General features: G+C 68.8%; 14 protein-coding genes. 9 read left to right on the forward strand and 5 right to left on the reverse strand.

Features of this window, described 5'->3' with window-relative positions; translation table 11 throughout:
* Positions 1–34: 34 nt before the first annotated feature.
* From H7I57_RS08675 to H7I57_RS08685, 3 genes are all read left to right on the forward strand, one after another.
* Complete coding sequence (locus H7I57_RS08675) at positions 35–2,350, forward strand: heavy metal translocating P-type ATPase (protein ID WP_264023029.1); 2,316 nt, start codon at positions 35–37, stop codon at positions 2,348–2,350.
* A 103-nt stretch (positions 2,351–2,453) separates the two neighbouring features.
* Positions 2,454–2,714: an SHOCT domain-containing protein gene (locus H7I57_RS08680; protein ID WP_264023030.1), complete on the forward strand. Its 261-nt coding sequence runs from the start codon at positions 2,454–2,456 to the stop codon at positions 2,712–2,714.
* A gap of 5 nt (positions 2,715–2,719) precedes the next feature.
* Entirely contained in the window at positions 2,720–3,520 is an 801-nt protein-coding gene (locus tag H7I57_RS08685; protein ID WP_264023031.1) for a universal stress protein, read from the forward strand.
* A gap of 117 nt (positions 3,521–3,637) precedes the next feature.
* On the opposite strand, the gene H7I57_RS08690 is transcribed toward H7I57_RS08685, so the two are convergent.
* Together H7I57_RS08690 and H7I57_RS08695 are read right to left on the reverse strand one after the other, a co-directional pair.
* Positions 3,638–4,441, reverse strand: coding sequence for a sigma 54 modulation/S30EA ribosomal C-terminal domain-containing protein (locus tag H7I57_RS08690; RefSeq protein WP_264023010.1), 804 nt, complete (start codon positions 4,439–4,441; stop codon positions 3,638–3,640).
* Positions 4,442–4,509: 68 nt separating this feature from the next.
* Positions 4,510–6,012, reverse strand: coding sequence for a bifunctional aminoglycoside phosphotransferase/ATP-binding protein (locus H7I57_RS08695; protein ID WP_264023011.1), 1,503 nt, complete (start codon positions 6,010–6,012; stop codon positions 4,510–4,512).
* A gap of 123 nt (positions 6,013–6,135) precedes the next feature.
* On the opposite strand from H7I57_RS08695, the gene H7I57_RS08700 reads away from it, so the two are divergent.
* The 3 genes from H7I57_RS08700 (at position 6,136) to dosR (ending at position 8,753) form a co-directional block, all read left to right on the forward strand.
* Positions 6,136–7,131, forward strand: coding sequence for an Acg family FMN-binding oxidoreductase (locus H7I57_RS08700; RefSeq protein WP_264023012.1), 996 nt, complete (start codon positions 6,136–6,138; stop codon positions 7,129–7,131).
* A 72-nt stretch (positions 7,132–7,203) separates the two neighbouring features.
* Entirely contained in the window at positions 7,204–8,070 is an 867-nt protein-coding gene (locus H7I57_RS08705) for a universal stress protein (protein ID WP_264023013.1), read from the forward strand.
* 32 nt (positions 8,071–8,102) lie between these two features.
* Positions 8,103–8,753 (forward strand): hypoxia response regulator transcription factor DosR/DevR, encoded by a 651-nt coding sequence (gene dosR, locus H7I57_RS08710; RefSeq protein ID WP_264023014.1) that lies wholly within the window; start codon positions 8,103–8,105, stop codon positions 8,751–8,753.
* Here the strand turns inward: dosR and H7I57_RS08715 are convergent.
* Positions 8,710–9,627 carry a universal stress protein gene (locus H7I57_RS08715; RefSeq protein WP_264023015.1) on the reverse strand — a complete coding sequence of 306 codons (918 nt, stop codon included), beginning with the start codon at positions 9,625–9,627 and terminating at the stop codon, positions 8,710–8,712. The two genes, dosR and H7I57_RS08715, sit on opposite strands and share 44 nt — an antisense overlap.
* Positions 9,624–10,514, reverse strand: coding sequence for a universal stress protein (locus tag H7I57_RS08720; RefSeq protein WP_264023016.1), 891 nt, complete (start codon positions 10,512–10,514; stop codon positions 9,624–9,626). Before H7I57_RS08720 ends, H7I57_RS08715 begins: the two co-directional genes overlap by 4 nt.
* Positions 10,515–10,781: 267 nt before the next feature.
* On the opposite strand from H7I57_RS08720, the gene H7I57_RS08725 reads away from it, so the two are divergent.
* A complete protein-coding gene (locus H7I57_RS08725) occupies positions 10,782–11,123 on the forward strand; it encodes a hypothetical protein (protein WP_264023017.1) in 342 nt (113 codons plus the stop codon).
* A 101-nt stretch (positions 11,124–11,224) separates the two neighbouring features.
* On the forward strand, positions 11,225–11,893 hold the full coding sequence (locus tag H7I57_RS08730) for a cutinase family protein (protein ID WP_372510152.1): 669 nt from the start codon (positions 11,225–11,227) through the stop codon (positions 11,891–11,893).
* Here the strand turns inward: H7I57_RS08730 and H7I57_RS08735 are convergent.
* Positions 11,890–15,357, reverse strand: a complete 3,468-nt coding sequence (locus H7I57_RS08735) for an indolepyruvate ferredoxin oxidoreductase family protein (protein ID WP_264023018.1) — start codon at positions 15,355–15,357, stop codon at positions 11,890–11,892. The genes H7I57_RS08730 and H7I57_RS08735 overlap by 4 nt on opposite strands.
* Positions 15,358–15,496: 139 nt before the next feature.
* On the opposite strand from H7I57_RS08735, the gene H7I57_RS08740 reads away from it, so the two are divergent.
* The gene (locus H7I57_RS08740; protein ID WP_264023020.1) at positions 15,497–15,970 is read left to right on the forward strand and encodes an Lrp/AsnC family transcriptional regulator; all 474 of its coding nucleotides are present in this window, start codon (positions 15,497–15,499) and stop codon (positions 15,968–15,970) included.
* Positions 15,971–16,074: the final 104 nt, after the last annotated feature.

Below are 16,074 nucleotides of genomic sequence, written 5' to 3' on the forward strand. Positions count from 1 at the left end.
TAGGAGGGAAATGTCCTGGCACGTGATGGACCACATGACCTCAGCAGCACATCGATCGGTCGCATGGTGGCGACCGCGCCTCGAGCCCGCGCTGGTGGTGATCACGCTCGCCGCGTTGGCCGCCGGTGGTATCGCCTGGCTCGCTGGCCGGCTCACCCTCGCCGACGGCTGCTGGATCGCAGGCACATTGGTCGCGTTGGTGCCTGCGGTGCTGTGGGTGCTCGCAGCGCTACGCCGGGGCCGCGCCGGCGTCGATCTCATCGCGGTGCTGTCCCTGGTCGGCACCCTTCTCGTCGGGGAGTACCTGGCGGGATCGCTGATCGCGGTGATGCTGGCGGGCGGGCGCGCGCTCGAAGCATCCGCCGAGCGTCGCGCCTCCCACGACCTACGCGCGCTGCTCGAACACGCGCCCCGCTTCGCGCGGCGCCGGGTCGGCACCGAAGTAGCGGCGATCCCACTGGCCGACGTGGCGGTCGACGACCTCCTGGTGGTCGGCCCGGGTGAGGTCGTCCCGGTCGACGGCCGCATCGTCGGCGCCACGGCGGTGCTGGACGAGTCGGTGCTGACCGGCGAACCTCTGCAGGTCGAGCGTGCTGCCGGCGAGCCCGTCCGCAGCGGTGTGGTGAACGCGGGCAACGCATTCGAGTTCCGCGCCACGGCGTCGGCAGAGGACAGCACGTATGCAGGCATCGTCCGGTTGGCCGAGCAGGCCGGCGCCGAGAGTGCCCCGCTCATCCGGCTCGCGGATCGGTACGCCGCGTGGTTCCTGCCGCTGACCTTGGCCATCGCGGGCGTCGCATGGCTGACGAGCGGATCAGCCGTGCGAGCGGTGGCCGTTCTGGTGGTCGCGACTCCGTGCCCGTTGCTGCTCGCCGCCCCGGTGGCGATCGTCTCCGGGTTGTCGCGTGCCTCGCGCCAGGGCGTGGTGATCCGCAGCGGCGCCGCACTGGAGAACCTGGGTCACGCAACGACCTTGGTGATGGACAAGACCGGCACCCTCACGGTCGGGCGACCGGTCGTCGTCGAGATCGCGACCGCACCGGGCCGCGACACCACCGAGATACTGCAGCTTGCGGCGTCGGTCGAGCAGATGTCCCCGCATGTGCTGGCCGAAGCCATCGTCACCGAAGCGCTGACCCGGGTCCCCGGGTTGTCGCTGCCCGGTGACGTGGTCGAAGAGCCGGGGCGCGGCGTCACCGCCACCATCGACGGCAAGCGGGTACACGTCGGCAAACTGGTTGGCGATGCGCACCACGCGGGGTGGGCCAGGGCCGCGGAGAACCGGGCCCGCCTGGATTCGGCGGCGATCGCCTGGGTGTGTGTCGACGACGAGCCGGTGGGTGCGGTGTTGCTGCGAGACCCCATCCGCCGCAACGCACCCCGCACCGTACGGCGGTTGCGCGCCGCCGGGCTGAAGCGGTTGGTGATGTTGACCGGCGATCGCGCGGAGCCCGCGCGCGAAGTCGCCACCGTGCTCGGTCTCGACGAGGTCTACGCCCAGCAGAGCCCGGCCGACAAGGTCGCCGCGGTGCGCGCCGAGCGCGATCGCGCGGTGACGGTGATGGTCGGCGACGGCGTGAACGATGCTCCGGCGTTGGCCGCGGCCACCGTGGGCGTCGCGATGGGCGCGCGCGGAGCGACGGCGTCCTCGGAGGCCGCCGACATCGTGTTGACCTCCGATCGCCTGGACAGGCTCGCCGATGCGATGGACATCGCCCGCTGGTCGCGCCGCATCGCCGTGCAGAGCGCCACCGTCGGGATGACGTTGTCGCTGATCGCCATGGCGATCGCCGCGTTCGGCTGGTTGCCGCCCGCTGCGGGTGCTCTGCTGCAGGAGGGCATCGACGTCGCCGTCATCCTCAACGCCTTGCGGGCGCTGAAGGGCAACCCGGCGCTGGAGGTCGGGCTGGCGGACGACACCGACGACATGTTGCGCCGGTTCGCGGCCGAACACGACGAGCTGCGCGACACGCTCGGGCTGCTGCGGGACGCCGCAGATCGTCTGGTCGCGGGAGCCGACGCCGGCGCGTTGCAGGCTTTGAAGCTCGCGCACACTTTCCTGACCGAGAAGCTGCTGCCGCACGAACGTGCCGAGGAAACCCTTCTCTACCCGGCGCTGGCCCGCCCCCTGGGCACCGGCGAGGCCACCGCGACCATGAGCCGCACCCACGCCGAGATTCAGCGGCTGTCCGATCGGATAGGCACTCACCTCGCACTCGCCAAGGCGGACAGCGGAATTCAACCAGATCAGGTCGACGATCTGCTGGCCTGCCTGTACGGGCTCTACACCTTGCTGCGCCTGCACTTCCTGCAGGAAGAGGAGAGTTACTTCACCCTCACCGATGATTGAACCGTGGTCCTTTGGGGTCCTAAGGCTCTAGCCGTCGACTCCGCAGCGGCGCACCCTGAGCCCCAGGTGACGGTACGGCTCTGTGGATGAGGTGATCGCCGTGATGTATGACGGGGACAGCTGGATGTGGCATGGCGGCGGGAGCGGTTGGTGGATCCTGATGGCCGTGTTGACGGTGGTGTTCTGGGCGGTGGTGATCACCGTGGTGGTGTTGGCGATTCGATATGTCGCGACTGATCGCGGCCGCAGCGCAGCACCGACGTCGGCCCCGGCGGAGGACCTCCTGGCCGAGCGTTATGCGCGCGGCGAAGTCGACGATGACGAATATCGACGGCGCCTGGCCCTGCTGAGAGAGCACCGGTGACCACGATGAACGGCACCCACGCACCCACACCGGTGGTCGCAGGCATCGACGGCTCCGACACGGCGGTCCAGGCCGCGCGATGGGCTGCTGACGAAGCCATCAGCAGAAGTGTCCCGCTGCGCCTGGTCTTCGTCACCAAGGCCACACATCCGTCCGCCGACGACTACGACCGCGACGTGCACCACGGCAACGCCTCACTTCATGCGGCGCGAGACGCAATGGACGCCGAAGGTCTGACCGTCGAGGTCGACACCGCCATTCTCACCGGCCCTCCGGGCGCCGCCCTCATCGGGGAATCCCGCGATGCGGCCATGGTCTGCGTCGGGTCGGTCGGGATCGGGCGACACGCCCGCGCGATCCTGGGTTCGGCGGCAACCGAACTGGCCGAGAAGGCGCACTGCCCGGTGGCGATCATCCGGCCCCGCGACGACGACGGTTCCGACGGCGAGACCAGCTGGATCGTCGTCGCCGTCAACGACGCACCCGACAACGAGTCCGTCGTCGAACACGCACTGGCGGAGGCGCGGCTGCGCAAGGCCCCGGTACTCGCCCTCGGCGAGGGGCAGCGCACCCGCGACAGCCTCGACCGCGACGTCGAGAAGATGAAAGAGCACCACCCCGAGGTGCACATCTACCCCGTCGCCGACCAGGCCGGCGTCGCACACTTCCTGAGGCACAACGACGAACGGATTCAGTTGACGGTGATCGGTGGTTCGCAGGCCGATCAGCTCGCAGACATCGTCGGGCCGTTCGGTCACGCTGTCTTCCGCCACGGCAGATCCTCGGTGCTGATCGTCCGCCGATGAGCGACGGCCCCGAAGAAGCTATCGAACAACTCCGGGGCCGTCTGGCAACTGGATCGGATCGGCGATCCAGTTGTGGGATCGAGGTTTTGGCGACTCGCACCGACCACCCCGCGGCGGTCAGTCGGCGGGCGTGATCAGCCCGTAATGACCGTCGTAACGGTGGTACAGAATGTTGGCGCGGCCCTGAGCGGCGTCGATGAAGAACAGGAACGGCAGGCCGAGCAGCCCGAGCCGCTCTGTCGCTTCCTCGGTCGTGATGCACGGGGCCGGTTGGGAACTGAAGGTCAGCGGAAGCTCGAACGGAGCCAGTTCATCCGGCGCCACGGCGATCACCTGCGCCAGCCGGTAGCCCGTCGGGCCGCCACGGTAGAGCACGCTGGCGAAACCGGTGGCCCTCTCGGTGAAGAGGTGGAAGTCGTAGTCGAGCGATTCCATTTCCTGGGCGGCTTCGTCGATTGTGCACGGCGCCATCGTGAACGACTTGTGCCGGATGATCCGGCGGTCATCAGCGGGCCGGGGGTAGTGCTGCGGCCTGGCGGTGGGCGCGGACTGGTGCCGCCACTCGTGGGGGTTGTCCTCCGGCAGTCGCCCGCGCTGCGCTTCCCAGTGTTCGGCAGTTCGTTCCAGGCGGCGCCTCAGCCGCTCGTCGAGCCGATCGATGGCTTCGCGCGCCGTCGCCGCCTCGACCTGGGCCCGCACCATGCGGCCGTCCACGTCCAGGTTGGCCTGGGCGACGACGGGGCAGCGCACCGCAGGGTCGGTGTGCCTGGTGAGTCGGACCCGGGCGTGCAGCACCGGCTTGCGGGTGCGCGTGCCGATCTCGCCGATCTTGCTGCGCGCGTAGTCGGCCGCGCCGGGCATGCGGCCGTGGGTCGTGACGTCGACGTCGAGGACTTGTGGTGTCTCTGCGTTGTTCCTCATGATCTATTCCTACGCCGTGGCCCGGCCCGGCAGGAGGGCCAAAGGTCACCGTCGCCGGCGCCGCAGGCTCAGGTGGCGAGGCGACACAGTCGTCGGGCCTCCGCCACGGAGTCGGCCAGCGGTCGACCCGTATCGATGACGTGGGCCTCCCGTCCCGCGGCACCGGCGTCGCCGAGAGCAGTGGCGATGTCCGGTGTCGCGTCCGAGTTCGACCGTGGTCGGTGCCCGACCCTGGCCGCAGCCTCGGAAACCGGGACAGAGCAGCGCAATTCGACCACCGGCACCGACGCCTGGCGACCCAGTTCGTGGGCGCGGTCGCGTTGCTGAGCCTCTCTCCAGGTGCCGTCCAGGACCACGGAGTGTCCGCCACCCAACGACTCTCGAGCTCGCCGGAGCACCTCGTCGTACACGAGCGCTACGTTCGACGGCGAGTACAGACCCGCGTTGAGCTCGCCTGCCGCGCCCGAGACCACACCCTCGGCCTGTAGCTGCCGACGGACATCGTCGGTCGAGATCACGGTCGCCCCGATCTCGGCGGCCAACGCTTTCGACAGGGTGGTCTTCCCGGAACCCGGCCCTCCTCCGACGATGATGAGCCGGACCGTACCCGCGCTCAGGTGCTCGAGGGCGATGTCGAGGTGTCGGCGGGCGTCGTCCGACGCTTCTCGATGCCCCTGGGTGACCCGCACGCAGTCGACCTTGGCGCGAACCACCGCCCGATAGGCCACATAGAAGTCCGCCAGAACGCGCGGTGCGGGATCGCCGCTGCACCGCATGTACTCCTCGAGGAAGAAGTCCGCGAGGTCCTTGCGTCCTAGGAATTCCAGGTCCATCGCGAGGAACGCGGCGTCGTCGATGCCGTCGACGTGGCGAAGTCGGTCGTCGAATTCGAGGCAGTCGAGCAGAGCGGGGCCGTCCGGCAGGCAGAAGATGTCGTCGGCCAGCAGGTCGGCATGCCCGTCGAGGATGTGACGCTCGGCGATGCGGCGGGTGAACAACGGCTCACGGCCCGCGACGAATCGACCGGCCATACGCGCCGCGTCCCGCACCGCGTCGGGTGCCACCACGTCGGAATAGCCCTCCAACTCGCGGAGGTTCTGCTGCCAGCGTGCCCACACCGCATCCGCGGTGCCCTGGGTGTCGATTGCCGGGCCACGCTCGGCGACCGAATGGAAGCGCGCGAGCACGGTAGCGATCGCGCGCAGTTGTTCGTGGACGGGCGCGCCGCTCTTCACCCGGGTGGAGAGGCGGTCGGCATCGGCGTGGCGGCGCATGACGATCACGGGTTCGGCCGGACCGCCCTGCGGATCGGTCACATGGGCCACCCCCAGATAACTGTCGGGAGCGAGCCTCCTGTTGAGGGCGACCTCGTGTTGGCAGGCGCGCTCCCGGCTGGCGGTCGTGCTGAAGTCCAGGAAGTCGGTGACCACCGGCTTCTTCGCCTTGTAGGCCCGGTCCCCGAGCAGGACGACGACGCCGGTGTGCGTCTCTCGCACCTGCGCGGCCAAGTCCCCCGCGGCAGCCGCCACTGGTTCGTCGTCCGCGCACGGCGGTACCGGAAAGCGGTTCATACCCTCCAGCGTCGACGGTGACGATCCGGCATACCAGGGCACTAAGGCCCCGCACCGGGGACCATCGACTCTGGCGGTTGCCACCCACTGCGCGGATGATGGGTGACGATTGAGGAGGGTGCGATGCGTGACTCCTTCGTGGATGTCGAGATCATCAGAGCAGCACTGCAGTTGGCCTGCCGGGCGCCGTCACTGCACAACAGCCAGCCCTGGCGCTGGGTGCTCGACGGCAACGTCGTCCAGTTGTTCGCCGACCAGGAGCGCGTCATCCGGTCCACCGACAGTTCCGGACGCGAGGCCCTGCTCGGCTGCGGCGCCGTGCTCGATCATTTCCGGGTGGCGATGACCGCAGCGGGATGGACGGCCAACGTCGATCGGTTTCCCAACCCCAACAACGTCGACCACCTGGCCTCGATCGACTTCAGCCCCACCGAGTTCGTCACCGACGGGCATCGCCGCCGCGCCGACGCGATCCTGCTGCGACGGACCGACCGGCTGCCGTTCGCGGCGCCGCCGGACTGGGATCTGTTCGAATCGGAGGTGCGCTCGGTCCTGGACGACCGGTCGGTGCGGCTGGCCGTGATCGCCGACGAGCACCGGCCGGAGCTGGCCAAGGCATCGGATCTCACCGAGTCACTGCGCATGTACGACTCCTCCTACCACGAGGAACTCCTCTGGTGGACAACAGGTGACACCACCACCTCTGAGGGCATTCCGCAGGAATCCCTGGTATCGGCGGCCGAGAGCGACCGGGTTCTCAACCGGAGTTTCCCGGTGACCCCGGACTCGCACCGACGACCCGAAGTCGGCGAGGACCACTCGAAGATCCTGGTGCTGTCGACGTTCGACGACGCACACGACAGCGTGTTGCGGTGCGGGGAAGCGCTGTCCGCCGTGCTGCTCGACGCGACGATGGCGGACCTGGCCACCTGCCCGGTCACCCACCTCATGGAGGTACCGGCCGGCCGGACGGTCGTGGCGTCACTGAGCGGGGGCGACCACCCGCAGATCCTGGTGCGGGTGGGTCTGGCCCCGGCCGTCGCCGAGGCGCCGCCTCCGACTCCGCGCCGACCGATCGATGACGTCTTCCACGTTCGACCGAACACCACGCAGGGGTGACCTTCGGCCCTGTCTGACCGGAAGTGACGCCGGTAACGTCCGGCCAGAGAGTTCGCCAACATCGGAGCGAGCATGCGAGAACACACGTCTGGGCCCTCCGTCGTGGTCGGCATCGACGGCTCCCGGTCGGCGCTGGACGCGGCCCTGTGGGCAGTCGACGAGGCAGCCGGCCGCGACATTCCGCTCCGTCTGGTCTGCGCTTTGAGCCCCGACTGCTGCCCCGGCGCGGGCGCCGAGGAGCGTGCCCGATGCCGGGCCGACGCCGACGAGGCAGTGCGGTACGCCCTGTCCGTCGTCGAGGCGACCGGCAAGGCGGTCAAGATCGAAACCGAGATGGTGCACGGACGACCGACCCACGCGCTCGTCGAGGCCTCCCGAACTGCCGTGCTGCTCTGTGTCGGCTCCGTGGGGCTCAGGCACGGCCGCGGCGACCCGGTCGGGTCGACCGCCGCGGCATTGGCCACCGCCGCCTGTTGCCCGGTGGCGGTGGTTCGCGGCCATGACCCTGGCGCAGCGAGCGCCGGCTGGGTGGTCGCCGAGATCGACGACTCCGACGTCACCGACGTCGTCGTACGACACGCACTCGACGAGGCACGGCTCCGTGGCGCTGCCCTTCGGGTGGTGACCACCTGGCAGTGCGGGTTCACCGACATCTACGACAGCCACGCGGGACCGGACCGCAACAAGCTGGCGAAGGCGCGACTCGATCGCCGGTTGGCGAAATGGCGACGGAGCTACCCGGACGTCGACGTGCAGGCGGTGGCCGTTCACGGCAACACCCTGGCGTATCTCACCAAGAACGCGAACTCGATCCAACTGGTCGTCGTTGGCCGGGAACACGCCGACACGGTCAGAGAGCTCGTCGGCCCACCCGGATACGCGGCAGTGAACCACGCGAATTGTTCGGTATTGATCTGCGAACCGCAGAACGTACTGTGAATATGGTTCACTGTCCAGCGAAGGGCGATCCCGTGGTGAAGGTCTTTCTCGTCGACGACCATGAGGTGGTCCGCCGCGGGCTGGTCGACCTGCTCAGCGCCGACGAAGAGCTCGAGGTCATCGGCGAGGCGGGTTCGGTGTCGCAGGCCCTGGCGCGGATACCGGCCCTTCAACCCGACGTCGCGGTGCTCGACGTCCGCCTGCCCGACGGCAACGGAATCGAACTGTGCCGAGATCTGCTCTCGATGCTCCCGAACCTGCGTTGCCTGATGCTGACCTCGTTCACCTCTGACGAAGCGATGCTGGACGCGATCCTGGCGGGCGCCAGCGGATACGTCATCAAGGACATCAAGGGCATGGAACTCGCCGCCGCGATCAAGGATGTCGGCGCCGGCCGATCGTTGCTCGACAACAGGGCCGCCGCGGCGCTGATGGCCAAGCTGCGCTCCGACGCCGACCACGCCGATCCGCTGTCCGGACTCAGCGATCAGGAACGGGTGTTGCTGGATCTGCTCGGTGAGGGCCTGACGAACAAGCAGATCGCGGCCCGGATGTTCCTGGCCGAGAAGACCGTGAAGAACTATGTGTCCAGGCTGTTGGCGAAGCTGGGCATGGAACGTCGCACCCAGGCGGCGGTGTTCATCTCCCGGCTGGACCATCCTCGCCATCATTCCGCGGAGTGACACCCGGCCTGCAGATCATCACCGGAATCTTGCTGTGCTGTAGCAGATTCATGCTCGTCGAGCCCAGCAGCGCACCGGCCAGCACGCTGCGCTCGCGGGTGCCGACCACGACGAGCTGGGCATCGGATCCGTGCATCGCCAGCGCCTTGGCCGGGCCGGCGGGTTCGATGAAGCATTGGGTGCTCACACCGGGATAGGACTTGCTGCGCCGGTCGACGACCTCGGTCAGCCGAACCCACTCCGCGGCTTCCAGCGCCTCCCAGTCGATCAGGAACGGAATGGACACCGGGGCTGCGGGCACTCGCATCGGCCAGGAATACACCACGCGCAGAGGCACTTTGAGTGTGTCGGCGAACATGAACGCATTGCTCAGGGCGGCCTCGGCGGCCGGGGTGAAGTCGAATCCGACGACGACCGCACGCTCACCATCCGGTTGTCGGCTGCCCCGCCAGGCGACGACCGGACACGGTGCGTGCGAGGCGGTGCTGACGGTCGCCGAACCTGTCAACAACGCCACGAGCGGTGCCGGGCCGTCACCGCCCAACACCACCATTCGCGCCGCGCCGCCCGCCTCGATCAGTGCCTTGTCGACGGGCCCGTCGACCGACTCGGTGGTGATCACCAGGGCAGGAAGGTCGGCACGCACCGCTTCGGACGCTTCCTTCAGCAGGATCTCCACGGCGTCGCGGCGGTAGCTCATCGCGGCCGCCGCGATCGCGGCCGCCGAGTCGGCGAGGTTACGCCCGAGGCTGGGCTCGACATGCACGATGTGCAGGCCGGTGCCGATCTTCTCGGCGACCGCGCCCGCCCAGCGTGCCGCCGCGACGGACGTCTGCGAACCGTCGACGCCGACGACGACGGGCGACCCGCTCACGGACGCGCCCTCGCGACGATCACGGGGACGCGCGCGCCGTGTACCACCGCCGAACTGACGGAACCGAGGACCATCCCGGCGATCCCCCCGCGGCCGTGACTCCCGACGACCAGCAGTTGGGCGGATGTGGACAACTCCAGGAGTTCGCGGGCCGGGTTGTCCATCTTCACGACACGGCGGACCACCACGTCCGGGTAGCGCTCCTGCCAGCCCGCCAGTCGTTCCGCCAGCGTCTCGTCGGCCTGTGCGCGAACTTCCGCCCAGCCGACACCGATGAAATCGTCGGTGCTTTCGAGCCATGTGTGGAGGGCGATCAGGTCGACGCCACGTCGCGAGGCTTCGTCGAAGGCGATCTCGACCGCCCGCTCGGACGCCGGGGACCCGTCGATGCCGACGACCACGGGAGCGTCCGCGGCACGATCCGTCGGCGGGTCCTCGACGTGGATGACGGCGACCGGGCAGTGTGCATGATGAACCAGACCGGAGCTGACAGAACCCAGCAACGCGCGCTGGATGCCACCGAGACCGCGGCACCCGACCACCACCATCTCGGCGTCCTCTGAGGAGTCGACCAGCACGGCCAGCGGGCTCCCCGACACCGATTTCTGCTCGATCGCGACGGCGCGATCCTGCGGCAACGCCTCTCGGGCGGTACGGGCCACGTCCTCGAGCAGATCCTTGGCCATCGCGCTCTGCTCGGTCCAGTAGTCCGCCGGCAACGGCACATCGAGCCACGCCGCGGCGCTCGGATCGGTCAGGGCGTGGACGAGGGTCAGCCGCGAGCCGCGCAATGCCGCCTCATGAGCCGCCCATGCGACGACCGCCTTGGACTCTGGCGACCCGTCGACGCCGACGACGATCCCGGAGTCAGCTGAACTCGAAGACATGTCATTCCCCTTCGACGTGGCGGCCAAGCCTGGCCTGCATCGTGATCTCGACGCTATTTCTTCTCGGCGCGAAGTCTCTGCGGGCAATGGTCACCGTCACCGGGGGCCAAAAGACCTTGCCGGCCGGTCCGGGGCAGATCAGCGGCCGCGCGGCTAACGGTTGGCGCTCGCTTCGGTCACGATCGGTGCGCGCCGACGTCGATCGGGTCGCGACGGTGGTTGGATCGGGCGAGCCGCCGACCCGGACGACGGCCTGGAGGTTGCCGCATGGGGTCGCTCGGCACGGCTGGGTTGGTGTCACTGGTTCTGGCGTTCGCCGCAGGCGCTGGCGTCGTCGGACTCCTGTCGGCATCCGTGCCTCGGACAGACAAGCGGCGTGCCCGCTGCGCCTTCGTCGTCGGCGTCGTCTGCGGATTGCTGGCAGGCAAGGCACTCCGCGGGCGGCGACGCGGCCTCAAGACGTTCGTCGCGATCGCCCGCGGTGACCTGCGCAGCACCCGAATGGGCCTGCTACCCGGCACCGGTCGCTTCGCTCGAGCGCTCGGCTCCGCGGCATTGCCTGCCCGGTCGGCACTGGCGCCGCGGCGACCCCGCCGGCATCGGATGTAGCCCTTACCACTCGTCCGGCCCCGGTTGTTACTGGAGTGATTTTAGTGATAATTGGGGTACAAAGAGGCGTACTCGCTCACGCGTCAGGTCGAGGAGAGACCGTGTCTGTCGGCACGCCCCGCAGTGCGATCGTCGCCGGTTGGGCGACGCTGGCCGCAGTCGCGGCGCTGACCAGCGTCCCAGTGCCCACGGCGTCCGCTGCCCCGAGGTGCAACGACATCGAGATCGTCTTCGCCCGAGGTACCGACGAGCCTGCCGGGCTCGGTAGGGTCGGCAAGGCGCTGGTCGACACACTGCGCCCGATGGTGAAGGGCCAGTCGGTCGGCGCCTACGCGGTGAACTACCCGGCCTCGTGGGATTTCCTCCAGGTCGCCGCGGGCGCCAACGACGCCAGCAAGCGGGTGCAGTCGATCGCCGCGACGTGCCCGGACACCAAGATCGTGCTGGGCGGTTACTCGCAGGGCGCCGCCGTCGTCGACGTCGTCACCACCTCACCCGTCGCAGCGCTCGCTTACACCGCGCCGCTACCCGCAGCCGTCGTTCCCCACGTCGCGGCCGTCGCCGTCTTCGGTAACCCGTCGGCGCGACTCGGCCGCCCGTTGACGACCCTGAGCCCCGACTTCGGCGCCCGCACCGCCGACCTGTGCAACACCAACGATCCGGTCTGCTCGCGCGGCGACGATTTCGACGCCCACGTTCGCTACCCGCAGTCCGGTCTGGTCAAGCTCGCCGCCCAGTGGATCACCAAGCATGTGCAGCCACGGGACTAGAGGGCACCGAGTTCACGCAGTTTGCCGTGATAGGCCTCGACGCTGGCGAGTTTGATGCCCTCGTAACCGCGCACCATGTCGGCGAGTGCTGCGATCTCCACCGCCCGGTCGTAACCGGCCTGATCCAGGCCTGCGGCGAGGCGGGTGACGATGGTGATGTACTCGGCGATCAGGTCTCGTTCGGTCCTGCGGACCCGCGAGTAGCCGAAAGGATCGAATCGGGTTCCCCGGAGCCGCTTTCCCTGCGCCAGGATTCGCAGGGCGATGTGGCTTCGCGGGCCGAGGCCGATCTTCTTCTTCCACCCCATCGCCCGAAGTGCCGGCGGATGGAGCCGGTAGGTCAGCTTCTCCGCCCCCGGGACCTCGGACTGCACGAACGAGCGGAACTGCGGGTCCGACAACAGCCGCGCCACCTCGTACTCGTCCTTGTACGCGGTGAGCTTGTAGAGCCCCTTGGCGACGGCCTCGCTGAACTCGGTGCGATCCCCCACCGCACGTTCCGCGGTCCAGATCGACTGCAGCACAGTCACATAGCGACGGGCCACGGCCTCGTTCTGGAACCCGACGAGGTCGGCCGCCCGTCGTGCGATGAGGTCGCCCACCCGGCCGGCGAAAGTGGCGCCGTCCAGGACACGTCTGGGCAGTGCGGCGGGTTCCCGGACGCGCACCGGCGACACGACGTCGTGAAAGTGGGCCGGGTCGGCGATGGCGACGCGCCCCCACCGGAAGGCGGCGGTGTTCGCCTCGACGGCCACGCCGTTGATCCCGATCGCCTCCTCGATCGACCACGCCGGAATGCCGAGCGCCCCGGTCTGATAGGCGGCACCGATCAGCAGGAAGTTGGCGGCGGTCGAGTCGCCGAACAGTGCCTGGGCCGCCGCGAGCGCATCCAGGGAGTGCACGCTGTGCGACACCTGGCCGAGCCTGTTGAGCAGGTAGCTCGTCTCGGGGTAGGCGATCGTCTTGTCGTACACCATCTCTCCGGTCGGCGTCTTGCTGGTCGACGCGACGGCGACGGTGTTGGCGGGGTCGCCGTAGCCGAGGTTTCTGCGATCCGCGGCGACCAGCAGATCGAAGGCGACGATGCAGTCCGCGCTGCCCGGGGTGAGCCGGTTGGCGGGATCGAGCTCGCCTGCGGCGAATCGCAGGTGTGACACGACAGGGCCGGCCTTCTGGCTCAGACCGGTCTGATCCAGGCTCTCCACGTCGTAGCCTGCCCGAAGCGCCGCGGTCGCGAGGACTTGGTTCACCGTGACGATGCCGGTGCCCCCGATGCCGGCGAACAGGACGTTGCGCGTGGCGGCCCCCGGCTCGCAGGCGACGTCGGGCACCGCCGGAGGTTCGGGCGCATGCCGGCGCCGCGGTGGCTTGCCGGACTGCACCTCGACCGTGACGAAGGACGGGCAGTCTCCGTCCAGGCAGCTGTAGTCGGTGTTGCAGGAGGTCTGGTCGATCCGTGTCTTGCGGCCGAATTCGGTCTCCACCGGTTGCACGGACAGGCAATTGGATTTGACGCCACAGTCTCCGCAGCCTTCGCAGACCGCTTCGTTGATGAGCACCCGGGTGGTGCGGACCGGCAGCGTGCCCCGCTTGCGTTGCCTGCGGGCATCGGCCGCGCAGTGCTGGTCGTAGATCAGGACGGTCACACCCGCGACGTCGCGCAACCGCCTCTGCGCCTCGTCGAGACGGTCGCGGTGCCAGAGCAGCGTGCCCTTGGCGAGCGCACGCTTGTTGTGCCGCTTGGGATCGTCGGCGCAGACGATGATCTCCCTGACGCCCTCGGCTGCCAGCTTGTGCGTCACCTGCGCCACGGTGAGGGCGCCCTCGGCGTTCTGGGCCCCGGTCATCGCCACCACCTCGTTCCACAGCAGCTTGTAGGTGATGTTGACGCCGGCCGCGACGCACGCCTGGACGGCGAGCTGACCCGAGTGGAAGAACGTTCCGTCGCCGATGTTCTGGAACAGGTGGGGCACGTCGGTGAAGGGGGCCTGACCGATCCACTGGGTGCCCTCCCCGCCCATCTGGGTGAGGCCGGTGACCGCGCTGTCCTTCCGGCCGGACATCGTCACCATGGTGTGGCAGCCGATCCCGCCGCCGGCCAGCGAACCGTCGGGTACCGCGGTCGAGCGGTTGTGCGGGCAACCACTGCAGAAGTACGCGGCGCGTTGCGCCGGAAGCACTTCCAGCGACAGCGCCGGTGGCGGCGGCTTCGCGAGTTCCAGCCGATCCTCGAGTACCCGGCGCAGCGGTACGAGCAGTCGCCCGGCCGTCAGTTCCCCGCCCGCGGGAATCAGTGGTCGCCCCGCGCCGTCCTTCTTGCCGGCGATCCGCGGGGCACCCGCGCGGCCGTACAGGATTTCGCGGATCTGGGTCTCGACGAAGGCGGTCTTGTCCTCGACGACGAGGATCTCGTCGAGGCCCCGGGCGAATGCGGTGACGGTGTCGGGACCCAGCGGGGTGGGCATGCCGATGCGGAGCAGCCTGACACCGGCATGGCGCAACGCGAAGTCGTCGGCGCCGAGGTCGGCGAGGGCTTGCCGCACCGAGTCGAACGTCGTTCCGGTGGCGGCGATCCCGATGGTCGCATCGGGTGGGTCGATGTCGATGACGTCGAGGTGGTTGGCGGCGCCGTAGGCACGCACCACCTCGGTGCGCGGTCCGTAGAGGTCCGCCTCCGCATCCAGGCTGGCAGCGGGAGCCGCCATCGGCCGCTGACGGTAGGCGAACGGCTTGCCTTCCCAGAGGACTTCGGGAACGGTGATCTCGACATCGGCGTCGTGGGAGTCGAAAGACCATGCGCCGTCGGCCACGTCGGCGACGATCTTGAGGGCCACCACGCATCCCGACGCCCGCGACAACGCCACGCCGTGCATGGTCATCGTGACGATCTCGCGGGCATTCCTCGGGAACAGCACCGGAATGCCGAGCGCGGCCAATGACCGCTCGCTGACGGCGGGAACCGTGGAGGACTTCGACGCCGGGTCGTCCCCGACCAGGAGCAGCATTCCGCCGCGCGGGTTGGCGCCGTACATGTTGGCGTGCCGGAGGGCATCGGTCGCGCGATCCAGTCCGGGCCCCTTGCCGTACCAGACACCCACCACCCCGTCGTGGGTCGGCCTCCCCCCGGACATCGCCGGCATCGTGGCGAGGTCCGCCTGGCTGCCCCACACCGACGTCGCCGCCAGTTCTTCGTTGAGGCCGGGGACAAAGGTGATGTCGTGTTCGGTCAGGACGTCGGGCATCGCGGCCAGCATGCGGTCGACACCGCCGAGTGGGCTGCCCTGATAGCCCGAGACGAACGTCGCGATCCGCAGCCCGGCACGTGTATCGCGCTCGTGTTGTTCGACCAACCCGCGGGCGATCGCCTGGACGCCGGTCAGCACGACGCGGCCCGATCCGGTGCGGTAGCGGTCGCCGAGTGCGTACGGAAGTCGGTCCGGTCGGCGAACGTCGAGATCGGTCACCTGGTCTCACCACCTCGCAATCTGATGGGCGTATTGCTCTTTCCAGGGTGGCATCAGGTTGCATAGTGAGCAAGCAACCAGGAGGTCATTGAGCATGTTGCCCAGAATATGAAGAGTGTGACGTGCGATACTGGGCGGCATGACGAGATTGGACCGCACCGACGCCCGATTGTTGCTGGCGTTGTGTGACGCGCCGCGAGCCACCGGGGTGCAGTTGGCGGCGATGCTGAATCTGGCGCGCAACACCGTTCAGGCACGGCTGGCCCGATGGGACCAGGACAGGGTGCTCGCACCGATCGATCGCTGCGTGTCCCCGCGCGACCTCGGTTATCCGCTGAAGGCCTTCATCACCGTGGTGGTCGATCAGCACCGACTCGAGGACGTCATCGCCGCGCTGGAGACCTTCACCCAGGTCACCCAGGTCACCGGGCTCTCGGGCGCGGCCGACCTGCTGGTCGGCGTGGTGGCCACCGACGCCGACGATCTGTATCGCATCGCCGGACTGGTTCTCGCGGTCCCCGGGGTCGAACGGACGACGATGTCGGTGGCGATGCACGAGGTCGTCGCCTACCGGACGCGGCCCCTGCTGGAGCAGCTGGCACGAGGCCAGTGATCCACTTTCCGCCGGAATTGCATTCCAGCCAATGTGACCTTGCGGTCGCCCGTTCCGGGGTGAAAATGGGCTGGTGGTCGCCTTGCGACGCCGTGTCTGCATGG

Source organism: Mycolicibacterium pyrenivorans, assembly GCF_025821625.1.
Lineage (GTDB): Bacteria > Actinomycetota > Actinomycetes > Mycobacteriales > Mycobacteriaceae > Mycobacterium > Mycobacterium pyrenivorans.

Excerpts from the sequence above, each read along its gene's own strand:
- H7I57_RS08675 (WP_264023029.1), top strand. The coding sequence starts at position 35 with ATGACCTCAGCAGCACATCGATCGGTCGCATGGTGGCGACCGCGCCTC.
- H7I57_RS08680 (WP_264023030.1), top strand. The coding sequence starts at position 2,454 with ATGTATGACGGGGACAGCTGGATGTGGCATGGCGGCGGGAGCGGTTGG.
- H7I57_RS08685 (WP_264023031.1), top strand. The coding sequence starts at position 2,720 with ATGAACGGCACCCACGCACCCACACCGGTGGTCGCAGGCATCGACGGC.
- H7I57_RS08690 (WP_264023010.1), bottom strand. The coding sequence starts at position 4,441 with ATGAGGAACAACGCAGAGACACCACAAGTCCTCGACGTCGACGTCACG.
- H7I57_RS08695 (WP_264023011.1), bottom strand. The coding sequence starts at position 6,012 with ATGAACCGCTTTCCGGTACCGCCGTGCGCGGACGACGAACCAGTGGCG.
- H7I57_RS08700 (WP_264023012.1), top strand. The coding sequence starts at position 6,136 with ATGCGTGACTCCTTCGTGGATGTCGAGATCATCAGAGCAGCACTGCAG.
- H7I57_RS08705 (WP_264023013.1), top strand. The coding sequence starts at position 7,204 with ATGCGAGAACACACGTCTGGGCCCTCCGTCGTGGTCGGCATCGACGGC.
- H7I57_RS08720 (WP_264023016.1), bottom strand. The coding sequence starts at position 10,514 with ATGTCTTCGAGTTCAGCTGACTCCGGGATCGTCGTCGGCGTCGACGGG.
- H7I57_RS08725 (WP_264023017.1), top strand. The coding sequence starts at position 10,782 with ATGGGGTCGCTCGGCACGGCTGGGTTGGTGTCACTGGTTCTGGCGTTC.
- H7I57_RS08740 (WP_264023020.1), top strand. The coding sequence starts at position 15,497 with ATGACGAGATTGGACCGCACCGACGCCCGATTGTTGCTGGCGTTGTGT.